Below are 12,357 nucleotides of genomic sequence, written 5' to 3'. Positions count from 1 at the left end.
GGACGGTGGCGCCGGATTGTGGCGGCGGTGTGATGGGCCGCAACGAACGGTAGTCACCCCACCTCCACCACGATCTTGCCCACGGCTTGGCGGGCGCCCAGGGCCTTCAGGCCTTCGGGCGCGCGGTTGAAGGGCAGGCGCAGGCCGACATGGGGGCGGATGGTGCCGGCGGCGAGCCAGGCCATGATCTCATCCAGGTAGGTGCGGGCCAAGACGGGGTCGCGGCGGGTGAACTCGCCATAGAAGACGCCCAGCACCGCGCCGTCCTTCAGCAGGGTCAGGTTCAGCGGCAGCTTGGGGATGCCGGCGGTGAAGCCCACCACCAGGTAGCGGCCGCGCCAGCCCAGGGCGCGGAAGGCGGGCTCGGCATAGGCGCCGCCCATGGGGTCGTAGATCACGTCGGCCTCACCCCGGGGGGAGACGGATTGGCAGGCGGCGCGCAACGCGGCGGTGAAGGCCTTGGCGGCGGCCGGATCATCGAGACTGGCGGGGTAGACCACCACGGCGTCGGCGCCATTCTCCTTGGCCACAGCGGCCTTTTCGGGCGTGGAGGCGGCGGCCACGACGATGGCGCCCATGGCCTTGCCCAATTGCACCGCCGCCAGGCCCACGCCCCCGGCGGCGCCCAGCACCACCAGGGTTTCGCCGGGGGCCAGCTTGGCGCGGTCACGCAAGGCGTAATGGCTGGTGCCGTAGGTCAGGCGCAGGGCGGCGCCGGCGGCATCGTCCACGCCATCGGGCAGGGGCAGGCATTCGGTTGCCGGCACGGCCAGCTGTTCCGACAGGCCGCCATGCGGCACCACACCGATGACGCGGTCGCCGACCGCCAGGCCCTGGACGCCGTCGCCCACGGCTGTCACCCGGCCGGCCACCTCCAGCCCCGGGGCGAAGGGGCGCGGCGGGCGGGCCTGGTACAGGTCCTGGATCACCAGCAGGTCGGGGTAGTTGAGGGCGGTCGCGGCCACCTGGAGCACCAATTGGCCGGGGCCGGGCACCGGCGGCGGCAAGCCCGTGTCCAGGACCAGGGTGTCCGGTCCGCCCGCCTGATGGCTGCGCCATGCCCGCATCGCTTCCTCCCGCTGATTTGTTCGCTTGTGTGTGAGAGTGTCCGAGGGCATGGGCGCCGGTCCATCATTCATATTGACCGGTCCCCGCACCCTTTCCAGGATCGCGCCGGCAAGGGGCCGCCCGCAGTGCGCTGGCAGGCCGGGTTTTCGGAAAAGGGAGTGTCACACATGATCGGCCGCCTGAACCATGTCGGCATCGCCACACCGTCGATCGAGGGCGCCGTCGCCGTCTATCGTGACCTTTTGGGCGCCACGGTGATTCGCGAGCCCTTCGACCTGCCGGCCCAAGGCGTGCGCGTCTGCTTCATCGACACGCCCAACAGCCAGATCGAGCTGATCGAGCCCCTGGGCGAGGCCTCGCCCATCCACGCCTTCCTGAGGAAGTTCCCCCAAGGTGGCCAGCACCATGTCTGCTTCGAAGTGCCGGACATCCACGCCGCCGCCGCCGACATGGCGGCCAAGGGCGCCATCGTGCTGGGCCAGCCCCGCATCGGCGCCCACGGTACGCCCGTCATCTTCGTGCACCCCAAGAGTATGGGCGGCGTGCTGGTGGAACTGATGGAGACGCCGAAGGAGGCGCACTGATCCGGGGCCCTACATAAACCCTAGGCCCCGACCGGGGCCGCCGGAGATTTCTGGGGAGCGTCAGCGGACTGGAAATCGAGGATAGCCAAGCCCGCGGATGCGGGCGCCCGGCGCCTGAGGGAAAATGAACACAACTATCCTCCGCTCAGGATTCCTTTGATCCGGTTCCCCAGGGTTTCCATGGTGAAGGGCTTGGTCTGGATGTGCAGGCCGGGGGGCAGCCGTTCATTGCCGATGACCGCGTTCTCGGCATAGCCGGTGATGAACAGCACCTTCAGGCCGGGACGCAGCTCCCGTCCGGCATCGGCCAGCTGGCGGCCGTTCATGCCCTGCGGCAGGCCCACGTCCGTCACCAGAAGGTCGATGACGGCGTCCGATTCCAGGATGCGCAGGCCGCTGGCGCCGTCCGCCGCCTCCAGCGTGGTGTAGCCCAGTTCGTCCAGCACCTCCGTCACCAGCAGGCGCACGGTGGGCTCGTCATCCACCACCAGCACGGTCTCCCCCCGCTTGGCCCGGGGGGCGGCCTGGGCGATGGCCAGCATCTCCGCCGCGCGCTCCTGGCCCTCGTGGCGGGGCAGGTAAAGCGAGACGGTGGTGCCCTGGCCAACCTCCGACCGGATGCGGACCTGGCCGCCCGACTGACGTACGAAGCCGTAGATCATGGAAAGGCCCAGGCCGGTGCCCTGGCCGATGGGCTTGGTGGTGAAGAAGGGATCGAACGCGCGGGCCACCACGTCCGGCGGCATGCCGACGCCGGTGTCGGTGACGCTCAGCCGCACGTACTGGCCGGCAGGAATGTCGCCCGCCGGCATGTCCGGGGCGCCGGCCGCCTCCTGGATCACGCGGTTGCCCGCCTCAATGGTGATGTGGCCGCCCTGGGGCATGGCGTCGCGGGCGTTGATGCACAGGTTCAGCAGCGCGCTTTCCAGCTGGTTGGCGTCGATCAGGGTGGTCCACAGGTCGATGGGTGTGTCCACGTCCAGCGCGATGCCCGGCCCCACCGTGCGCCGCACCAGATCCTCCATGCCGCGCACCAGGCGGCTGATGTCCGTGGGACTGGGGTCCAGGGTCTGCTGACGGGAGAAGGCCAGCAGCCGTGGGTGAAGGGCGGCGGCGCGATCCACCGCCCCGCGCGCGGCGGTCATATAGCGGTCAAGCGCTCCCAGCCGGCCCTGACGGACGCGCTGCTCCAGCAGTTCCAGGCTGCCGCTGATGGCGGTCAGGAGGTTGTTGAAGTCGTGGGCCAGGCCACCGGTCAACTGGCCCACCGCCTCCATCTTCTGCGCCTGCCGCAACTGTTCCTCCGCCAGTTGCAGGGCGGCGGCCTGCCGCTTCTCCGCCGTGATGTCGCGGCCATAGCCGTAGACGACGTCCCCCTCGGTGACGGAATTCCAGGAGATCCAGCGGGGCGTGCCGTCCTTGTGGCGCAGGCGGTTCTCGAAGCTCAACAATTGGCCTTCGACCAGCAGGCTGTCGTGGGCGACGGTCGTGCCGCGCGCGTCCTCGGCCCAGACCAGGTCCAGGAAGCTGTGGCCGATGATCTCGTCCGCGTCGTAGCCCAGCACGGGCAGCCAGGCGGGGTTGACGTCGCGGAAGATGCCGTCGCGGCCCACCACCAGCAGCAGGTCCCGGGAAAAGCGCCAGACGCGGTCGCGTTCGGCCGTGCGCTCCGCCACCCGCTGTTCCAGGTCGGCGTTCAGGCGGGCCAACTTCTCGGCGGTGACGCGCAGGTTCCGTTCCGCCCGCACCTTGGCCGTCGTTTCCACCACGATGGCGATGACGCCCGCCGGCTGCCCGCCCTCATCCAGGATGGGGGAGTAGTCCAGGTTCATCCACACCTGCTCCGGCCGGCCGGAACGGTGCAGCGTCAGTTCCTGGTCCTGATAGGCCAGCGTGCCGCCGGCCAGCCCCACCTTCATGACATTGTCGTTGAAGTCGGCGACCTCATGCCAGCCCTCGCGGACCTTGGAGCCCAGCAGCCGGGGGTGGCGCCCGCCGGCGAAGCCGGAATAGGCATCGTTGTAGATCATGATGCCGTCCGGGCCCCACAGGGTGACGATGGGGACGGGGGAGCGCAGGATCAGGGCGACCGTGGTCTGCAGGCTTTGCGGCCACTGGCTGATGGGCCCCAGGGGCGTGCCGGTCCAGTCGAAGGCGGCGATCAGGTCGGCCATTTCCCCGCCGCCGGCCAGGAAGGCCGGCCGCGTCACATCCACTGTCCGACGTTGGGTTCCGTTCACCCGCAGTCCCCCGCTTCTCGCCACCCCTCGGGCGGCGACCGTGAAGGCCTGTTATGTCACGGACGGGCAGGGGCCGGCATCGTCCACCAAAGACCATGTCGGACGTCCGTCCTCATCCGAAAGTAAGAGGGGGATCAATGTTGACGATGCAGATCCATCATTTCCAGGGGCATCATGTTGGCGCTGAGGTTGGCCATGATCCACAGCGACCCGGCCACGACCAGGAAGACGATCAGGATGCCGAAGGCCAAGGCCAGCACGTTGTTGGTGTTGTCGGGGCCGGTGGTGATATGCAGGAAAAACACCAGGTGCACCCCCATCTGGGCCACCGCCAGCACCGCCAGGCCGATGGGCACGCCGGGCGCCCAAAGCAGGTGCGTGCCCGCCGCCCAGAAGGAGGTGCCGGTCAGGAGGATGGCCAGCGCCAGGCCGATGATATAGGCCCTGAGGCTGGACAGCAGCGCTTCCCGGCTGTCCCCGGGCGCGGTGTCGCCGCCGGGCGCGGCGTGGTCGGCGGGATGGTCATGCGGGGTGTCCGTCATCTCAGCGTCCTCCCATCAGGTAGACGATCGTGAACAGGGCGACCCAGATGATGTCCAGGGCGTGCCAGAATAGGCTGAAGCACATCAGCCGGTGGCAGACGGGGCGGCGCCATCCCTTGTCCGCGACTTGGGCCACCATGACCACCAGCCACAACAGGCCGGCGGCCACGTGCGCGCCGTGACAGCCCACCAGGGTGAAGAAGCCCGACAGGAAGGCGCTACGCTGCGGCGTGGCGCCTTGGGCGACCATGTCCGCGAACTCCCGCATTTCCAGGGCCAGGAAGCCCAGTCCCAGCAGGAAGGTCACGGCCGCGCCGACGTAAAAGGCGCTGCGGTTCCGGGCATTCATGGCCAGCGACATCATCCCGCAGCTGAAGCTGGAGAACAGCAGCAGGGCCGTCTCGACCGCGACGTTGACGGGATCGAACAGCTGGGCTCCCGTTGGCCCGCCCGCCGTCGCCCTCGCCACCACCGCGTATGTCGCGAAGATGGTCGAGAACATGACGATGTCGCTGAGCAGGAAAAGCCAGAAGCCATAGGCGATGATGATGCGCTTGGGCGCCGGACCCGCAGCGCTGGAGGCGGCCGGCATGCCGTGATGGGTGGTGGGGTGGTGCACGGCGGCGGCGGTCATGGCGCCGTTCCCGCCCAATAGGCCTCGATATGCGCCTGGTCGGCCTGGGCGACCTCATCGGCCGCTATCTCGAATTCGCTCTCGTCCCGCCAGGCGAAGACCAGCGTGGTTGCCAGGGCGCCCGCCAGGCCCAGCGCCACCATCCACCAGATGTGCCAGATTAGGGCGAAGCCGGTCACCACGGCGAAAAACGCGGTGATGAATCCCGTGGGGCTGTTCCTGGGCATGTGGATGTCTTCGTAGACCAGGGCCCGGGCGGCCGCGATGCGCTCCTCCCGGGCGCGGGCCTTCGTGTGCCAATAGTCGTCCTCGCGTTCCACCCGCGGCAGGATGGCGAAGTTCCAGGCGGGCGGGGGCGAGGGCGTGGACCATTCCAGCGAGCGTCCGCCCCAGGGATCACCGGTCAGGTCGCGGCGCTGGTCGCGGGTGCGGATGGAGACGACCAATTGGACGATCAACGCCAGGATGCCGGCCATGATGAACACGACGCCCGCGGCCGCCACGATCAGCCAGGGCTGCCAGGCCGGGTTGTCATAGTGCTGCAGCCGGCGGGTCATGCCCAGCATGCCCAGGTAGTAGAGGGGCATGAACGCCAGGTAGAAACCGATGAACCAGCACCAGAACGAGACCTTGCCCCAGCCCTCGTGCAGGGTGAAGCCGAAGGCCTTGGGGAACCAGTACATGTAGCCGGCCAGCACGCCGAACACGACGCCCCCGATGATGACGTTGTGGAAATGGGCGATCAGGAACAGGCTGTTGTGCAGGATGAAGTCCGCCGGGGGCACGGCCAGCAGCACGCCCGTCATGCCGCCGATGACGAAGGTGACCATGAAGCCCACGGACCAATACATGGGCGCGTGGAAGCGCACGCGCCCGCCATACATGGTGAAAAGCCAGTTGTAGACCTTCACGCCGGTGGGCACGGCGATGATCATGGTCATGACGCCGAAGAAGCCGTTCACGTTGGCGCCGGCACCCATGGTGAAGAAGTGGTGCAGCCAGACGATGAAGGACAGGACGCAGATGGCCATGGTGGCCGCGACCATGGAGCGGTAACCGAACAGCGGCTTGCCGGAAAAGGTGGAGACCACTTCGGAGAAGACGCCGAAGCACGGCAGGATCAGGATGTAGACCTCCGGATGGCCCCAGATCCAGATGAGGTTGATGTACATCATCGGGTTGCCGTCGCCGTCCACGGTGAAGAAGTGCATGCCGAGGTAGCGGTCCAGCAGCAGCATGGCGAAGGTGGCGGTCAGCACGGGGAAGGCGGCGATGATCAGCAGGTTGGACGCCAGCGCGGTCCAGCAGAACACCGGCATGCGGGTGTAGCCCATCCCTGGCGCCCGCATCTTCAGGATGGTGGTCGCCAGGTTGATGCCGGACAGCAGCGTGCCCACGCCCGATATCTGCAGGGCCCAGAGATAATAGTCGACGCCGACGCCGGGGGAATATTTCAGCTCGCTCAGCGGTGGATAGGCCAGCCAGCCGGTGCGGGCGAATTCCCCGACCACCAGGGACATGTTGGTCAGCAGGATGCCGGACGCCGTCAGCCACAGGCTGACTGAGTTGAGCGTGGGAAAGGCGACGTCGCGGATGCCCAGTTGCAGCGGCACGGCGAAATTCATCAGCCCGATGATGAAGGGCATCGCCATGAAGAAGATCATGATGGTGCCGTGGGCGGAGAAGATCTGGTTGTAATGCTCCGGCGGCAGGTAGCCGCCGTCCGGTCCCACGGACACCGCCTGCTGCGCCCGCATCATGACCGCGTCGGTGAAGCCGCGCAGCAGCATGACCAGCGCCAGGACGATGTACATGACGCCGATGCGCTTATGCTCGACCGAGGTGAGCCACTCCCGCCACAGGTAGCGCCAATGGCCCTTGGCCGTCACCCAGGCCAGCAGGCTCAGCACCGCCAGGACCATCAGGCCCGAGGCGATCATGTCGATCGGTTCGTCGACCGGAATGGCGCTCCAACTCAATTTGCCGAACATGCTGCTTCCTTCGTCAGGAGCCCTTGTTCAGGGGCGGATAATCGTGTCCGGGGAAATTGGGGTTGGGTTCCGGCAGGATGGTCTCGTGGCCCGGGTTCACGACGGCGTTGAACAGGCGCGGGTCGATGGCGCGGAAGGTGCGCGGCTGGTCCGCGCGGCTGGCTTTGGTCAGCCGGCGGAAGGCGTCGGCGTCCAGCGTTTCGCCGCGGCCCTGGGCGGCCGCCACCCAGGCGTCGAAGTCCCGTCGCGACACCGCCTCAAGCGTGAACCGCATGTCGGGAAAGCCCGCGCCGCTGAATTGCGCCGAGATGCCGGGGTAACGGCCGGGCTTGTCCGCCTGCAGGTGCAGGCGGGTGACCATGCCGGGCATCGTGTAGATCTGGCTGCCCAGCTGTGGCACGAAAAAGCTGTTCATGACGCCGTCCGACGTCAGCTCGAAACGGACGGGCGCGCCGGCGGGCACGACCACGTGATTGATGCTGGCGATGCCCTGGTCCGGGTAGATGAACAGCCATTTCCAGTCCAGCGACACCACCTGCACCCGCAAGGTGGGCGCGCTGGAGGCCAGGGGCTTGGGCGGGTCCAGGTCCCGGGAACTGACCCAGCCGATACCGCCCAGCAGCAGCACGGTCATGGCGGGAATGGCCCACACCACCATCTCGATCCGGCCGGAATATTCCCAATCCGGACGATGCTGGGCGCGGGTGTTGCCGGCGCGGAACCACCAGGCAACCCCCAGCGTCGCCAGGATGGTGGGCACGACGATGGCCAGCATGATGCCCAGGGAGTTGATCAGGATGGTCAGCTCGGCCGACGCCACCGGCCCCTGGGGATCCAGGATGCCGCTGGTGCAGCCGGCAACGCCGGTCAGCACCGAGAGCAACAGGGCGACGGTGGCATGACGGTGCATGGCGTTTCCTCGGGAAACGGCCCTGGGGACGGGGCTGGGGTGGACAGCGTTTGGGTAATGCCGGGAGTGATGATTAAGTTCCGGGCCGGCCTGCGGAAAAAATGCCGCGGCACCCCATATGCCGGGAGGATCGGGCGTGGCGGCGCGTCACCTGCCTCTGGCGCCCCGGTCGGCCTACGTGCTGGCGGGCAGGGCCCGCGCGGTGTGGGAACACGGCATCCCGATGGCGAGGCCCTGCGCTATTCCATCACCTTGCGCACGTTGGCCGGCGGCATGGCGGCTTGGCCTTAAGAAGCGCCCATCTGCGAAAGCGGCGGAAAAACACAAATCAGGGCCCTCCCGCGCAAGCCACCCCTTCACCCGCCCCATAGTGTGACCGGCAATTAAAGCCAGGCTGGCCGCCGTTCGCCGGGCTTGGGACTTGAGCCGTGTTGGGGGGAAGGATGCTGTCCGTCGCCAAGCTGTCGCCGCCGGCCCGCCGGCGCCGCGTCCCGTTCCTGGTTCCCTTAGTGGCGCTGGGTCTGGCCGCCTGTGGTGACAAGGCGCCGCCGGCCGCCAACGCCGGCCCGCCACCCGTCACGGTGGCCCAGCCCCTGCCGCACAAGATCGTGGACTGGGATGAATTCACCGGCCGGTTCGAGGCGGTGCAGACCGTGGAATTGCGCGCCCGCGTCTCCGGCTACCTGGACCAGATCAAGTTCCGCGACGGCCAGGTGGTGCAGAAGGGCGACCTGCTGTTCGTCATCGACCCGCGCCCCTTCCAGGCCACCCTGGACAAGGCCAACGCGGATGTGCAGCGGGAAAAGACCCGCCAGGCGCTGGCCGTTTCGGAACTGAAACGGGCGGCCCAACTGCTGTCCGCCCGCGCGATCAGCCAGGAGGAGTATGACACCCGCGCCCAGGCGGAGCAGGAGAGCCAGGCGGCGGTGGCTAGTGCCACGGCCGCCGCCCGGTCGGCGGCGCTGGACCTGGAGTTCACCCAGATCCGCTCCCCCATCACCGGCCGCATCGGCGACCGCAAGATCGACATCGGCAACCTGGTCAGCGGCGGCACGGCGCAATCGACCCTGCTGGCCACCATCGTGACGCAGGACCCCATCTATTTCGTCTTCGACGGCAGCGAGGCGGACTACCTGCGCTACAACCGCCTGGCGCTGGAGGGCAAGCGCGGCTCGTCCCGCGACACCCCCAACCCCGTCTACGTTCGGCTGATGGATGAGACCGGCTGGACCCGCAAGGGGGAGATGGACTTCGTCGACAACCGGCTGGACCCCAATTCCGGCACCATCCGGGGCCGCGCCGTCATCCCCAACGCGGACGACTTCCTGCACCCCGGCACCTTCGGCCGCATGCGGCTGCTGGGCTCCGGTGAATACGACGCCCTGCTGGTGCCGGACGAGGCGGTGGCGTCGGACCAGTCGCACAAGATCGTCCTGACGGTGGCGGAGGACGGCACGGTGACGCCCAAGCCGGTGGTGCTGGGCACCCTGGCCTATGGCTTGCGGGTGGTCAAATCCGGCCTGGCGCCGACCGACCGCGTCATCATCAGCGGCCTGATGCGGGCCAGGCCCGGCACCAAGGTCACGCCCCAGCCCGGCACCGTCACGCCCGCGGCCGAGCAGTGAGGGGACGCCGCCATGAAATTCTCCCACTTCTTCATCGAGCGGCCGATCTTCGCCTGCGTCATCTCCGTCCTGATCACACTGGTGGGGGCGCTGGCCTATTTCGCCCTGCCGGTGGCCCAGTATCCGGAGGTGGCGCCCCCCACCGTGGTGGTGACGGCGACCTACCCCGGCGCCTCGGCCGAGACGGTGGCCAACACCGTCGCCGCCCCGTTGGAGCAGGAGATCAACGGCGTCGACGACATGCTGTACATGGTCTCCCAGAACACGGGCGACGGCGGCCTGTCGCTGACCATCACCTTCAAGCTGGGCACGGACATCGACAAGGCCCAGGTGCTGGTGCAGAACCGCGTGTCGGTGGCCCAACCGCATCTGCCGGACGAGGTCAACCGCCTGGGCGTCACCACGCGCAAGAACTCCCCCAACCTGATGATGGTCATCCACCTGTTCTCTCCGGATGACAGCCTGGACCAGCTCTACATTTCCAACTACGCCACGCTGCAGGTGCGCGACCCGCTGGCCCGCATCGACGGCGTGGGCGACGCCCGCATCCGTGGCGCCGGCGACTATTCCATGCGCGTCTGGCTGGATCCGGAAAAGGTGCAGGCCCGTGGCCTGACGACGGCGGAGGTGGTGGAGGCCCTGAAGGGCAACAACGTGCAGGTGGCGTCGGGCCAGTTGAACCACCCGCCGGTGCCCCGGCCCAGCGCCTTCGAGGTGCAGGTGCAAACCCTGGGGCGCTTGACCGACCCCAGCCAGTTCGCCGACATCGTCATCAAATCCGACGCCCAGGGCCGCGTGACCCGGGTGCGCGACGTGGGCTGGGTGGAACTGGGCGCGCAGGACTACAACACCTATTCCTATGTGGACGGCAAGCGCGCCGCCGCCATCCTGATCTACCAGCGCCCGGGGTCGAACGCCCTGAAGACGGCGGCCACCGTGCTGTCGGCCATGGAAACCATGAGCCACGACATGCCCAAGGGCCTAGCCTACAAGGTGGTTTACAATCCCACCGAATACATCGCGGAATCGGTGAAGGAGGTCTACCACACCATCTTCGAGGCGGTGGTGCTGGTGGTGGTCGTCGTCATCGTCTTCCTGCAGTCGTGGCGGGCGGCCCTGATCCCCATCATCGCCATCCCGATCTCGCTGATCGGCACCTTCGCCGTCATGGCGGCGGCGGGTTTCTCGCTCAACAACCTGTCGCTGTTCGGCCTGGTTCTGGCCATCGGCATTGTTGTCGACGACGCCATCGTGGTGGTGGAGAACGTCGAGCGTAACCTGGCGGAGGGCTTGTCCCCGCGTGAGGCGGCGCACAAGACCATGGACGAGGTGGGGGAGGCGCTGATCGCCATCGCCCTGGTGCTGACAGCCGTCTTCTTGCCCACGACCTTCCTCACCGGCATTTCCGGCCAGTTCTACCGCCAGTTCGGCGTCACCATCGCCGCTGCCACCCTGATCTCCATGCTGGTGTCGCAGACCCTCAGCCCGGCGCTGGCGGCCCTGCTGTTGAAGCCGCATGAGCATGTCCATACGGCGCCCCGGCGTGGCTTCCATCCGGTGGCGCGGTTCTTCGGTGGTTTCAACCGGGGCTTCGACTGGCTATCCGACCGCTACGGCCGGCTGACCGGGCACCTGGTGCGGTTGGCGACGGTGGTGCTGCTGGTCTATGCCGGCTGCATCGCCTTGGGCGGCGTGGTCATCGCCCGCACGCCCACCGGCTTCATCCCGTCGCAGGACCAGGGTTATTTCATCACCGTCATCCAGCTGCCGCCGGGGTCGTCCATCAGCCGCACCGACGCCATCCTGCGCCGGGTGCAGGACCTGCTGGCGTCCCGGCCGGGCGTGGCCCACACCGTGGGCTTCGCCGGCTTCGACGGCGCCACCTTCACCAACGCCCCCAACGCCGGTGCCGTCTTCGTACGGACGCTGCCCTTCGCGGAGCGGGGCGGCCTGACGACCCAGGGCATCTTCGGCGATCTGCAGAAGACGCTGCAGCAGATCGATGGCGCGCTGATCCTGCTGATCCCGCCACCCACGGTGCCGGGCATCGGCTCTTCCGGCGGCTTCAAGCTCTATATCGAGGATAGGCGGGCGCGTGGCCTCCAAGCCCTGGCCAACGCCACGCAGGAGATGATGCTGGCGGCCAACCAGACCCCGGGCCTGACCAGCGTGTTCAGCCTGTACAACACCCGCACGCCCCAGGTGTACGCCGATATCGACCGGGTGAAGGCCGACATGCTGGGCGTGCCGCCATCGCGCATCTTCGACACGTTGAACGTCTATCTGGGCTCCGCCTTCGTCAACGATTTCAACCTGCTGGGCCGCACCTACCGGGTGACGGCGCAGGCCGACGGCAACAACCGCATGACCGTGCGCGACCTGTCCTACCTGCGCACCCGGTCCGATGGCGGCGGGCTGGTGCCCCTGGGCTCCGTCGCCACCTTCCGCGATGTGACTGGGCCTTACCGCGTGCCGCGCTACAACCTGTACCCGGCGGCGGAGCTGCAGGGCACGCCCGCCCCCGGCGTGTCGAGCAGCCAGGCCATCGCGAGCGTGGAGAAGCTGGCGCGCGAGCATCTGCCCGACGGCTTCGCCATCGAATGGACGGAACTGACCTTCCAGCAGATCATCGCCGGCAACACCGCGCCCATCGCCTTCGGCCTCGCCGTGGTCTTCGTCTACCTGCTGCTGGCCGCCCAGTACGAAAGCTGGATGCTGCCGCTGTCGGTCATCCTGATCGTGCCCATGTGCCTGCTGACGGCG

The 12,357-nt window shown here is 67.9% G+C and carries 9 protein-coding genes; 3 read left to right on the top strand and 6 right to left on the bottom strand.

The annotated features are described in order from the left end of the window. Window positions 1–53 precede the first annotated feature (53 nt). The gene (locus I55_RS20090; protein WP_044562363.1) at window positions 54–1,067 is read right to left on the bottom strand and encodes an NADPH:quinone oxidoreductase family protein; all 1,014 of its coding nucleotides are present in this window, start codon (window positions 1,065–1,067) and stop codon (window positions 54–56) included. Between the two features lie 168 nt (window positions 1,068–1,235). Here I55_RS20090 and mce point away from each other — a divergent pair, with 168 nt between their 5' ends. After that, the gene (gene mce / locus I55_RS20085; protein WP_044562362.1) at window positions 1,236–1,652 is read left to right on the top strand and encodes a methylmalonyl-CoA epimerase; all 417 of its coding nucleotides are present in this window, start codon (window positions 1,236–1,238) and stop codon (window positions 1,650–1,652) included. Between the two features lie 134 nt (window positions 1,653–1,786). Here the strand turns inward: mce and I55_RS20080 are convergent, their stop codons facing one another. From I55_RS20080 to cyoA, 5 genes are all read right to left on the bottom strand, one after another. Continuing rightward, window positions 1,787–3,862, bottom strand: coding sequence for a PAS domain-containing sensor histidine kinase (locus I55_RS20080; protein WP_044562392.1), 2,076 nt, complete (start codon window positions 3,860–3,862; stop codon window positions 1,787–1,789). Window positions 3,863–4,026: 164 nt separating this feature from the next. Next, window positions 4,027–4,434, bottom strand: coding sequence for a cytochrome o ubiquinol oxidase subunit IV (gene cyoD / locus I55_RS20075; RefSeq protein WP_044562361.1), 408 nt, complete (start codon window positions 4,432–4,434; stop codon window positions 4,027–4,029). A 1-nt stretch (window position 4,435) separates the two neighbouring features. Beyond that, window positions 4,436–5,068 (bottom strand): cytochrome o ubiquinol oxidase subunit III, encoded by a 633-nt coding sequence (cyoC, locus tag I55_RS20070; RefSeq protein WP_044562391.1) that lies wholly within the window; start codon window positions 5,066–5,068, stop codon window positions 4,436–4,438. Continuing rightward, the gene (cyoB, locus tag I55_RS20065; RefSeq protein ID WP_044562360.1) at window positions 5,065–7,059 is read right to left on the bottom strand and encodes a cytochrome o ubiquinol oxidase subunit I; all 1,995 of its coding nucleotides are present in this window, start codon (window positions 7,057–7,059) and stop codon (window positions 5,065–5,067) included. The genes cyoC and cyoB overlap by 4 nt, the downstream gene beginning before the upstream one ends. A gap of 13 nt (window positions 7,060–7,072) precedes the next feature. Beyond that, window positions 7,073–7,969: a ubiquinol oxidase subunit II gene (gene cyoA, locus I55_RS20060; RefSeq protein WP_083901281.1), complete on the bottom strand. Its 897-nt coding sequence runs from the start codon at window positions 7,967–7,969 to the stop codon at window positions 7,073–7,075. Window positions 7,970–8,412: 443 nt separating this feature from the next. Here cyoA and I55_RS20055 point away from each other — a divergent pair, with 443 nt between their 5' ends. Both I55_RS20055 and I55_RS20050 read left to right on the top strand, forming a co-directional pair. Continuing rightward, on the top strand, window positions 8,413–9,594 hold the full coding sequence (locus tag I55_RS20055) for an efflux RND transporter periplasmic adaptor subunit (protein WP_252181228.1): 1,182 nt from the start codon (window positions 8,413–8,415) through the stop codon (window positions 9,592–9,594). 12 nt (window positions 9,595–9,606) lie between these two features. Next, window positions 9,607–12,357: efflux RND transporter permease subunit (locus tag I55_RS20050; RefSeq protein WP_044562359.1), on the top strand; the 2,751-nt coding region annotated here is incomplete at its 3' end.

This window comes from Azospirillum sp. B4 (assembly GCF_000333275.1).
GTDB lineage: Bacteria > Pseudomonadota > Alphaproteobacteria > Azospirillales > Azospirillaceae > Nitrospirillum.
This window is presented reverse-complemented; position numbering and strand designations above follow the sequence as displayed.

Bases quoted from the DNA above. Each gene is read 5' to 3' on its own strand.
- I55_RS20090 (WP_044562363.1), bottom strand. From the start codon at position 1,067: ATGCGGGCATGGCGCAGCCATCAGGCGGGCGGACCGGACACCCTGGTC.
- mce (WP_044562362.1), top strand. From the start codon at position 1,236: ATGATCGGCCGCCTGAACCATGTCGGCATCGCCACACCGTCGATCGAG.
- cyoD (WP_044562361.1), bottom strand. From the start codon at position 4,434: ATGACGGACACCCCGCATGACCATCCCGCCGACCACGCCGCGCCCGGC.
- cyoC (WP_044562391.1), bottom strand. From the start codon at position 5,068: ATGACCGCCGCCGCCGTGCACCACCCCACCACCCATCACGGCATGCCG.
- cyoB (WP_044562360.1), bottom strand. From the start codon at position 7,059: ATGTTCGGCAAATTGAGTTGGAGCGCCATTCCGGTCGACGAACCGATC.
- cyoA (WP_083901281.1), bottom strand. From the start codon at position 7,969: ATGCACCGTCATGCCACCGTCGCCCTGTTGCTCTCGGTGCTGACCGGC.
- I55_RS20055 (WP_252181228.1), top strand. From the start codon at position 8,413: ATGCTGTCCGTCGCCAAGCTGTCGCCGCCGGCCCGCCGGCGCCGCGTC.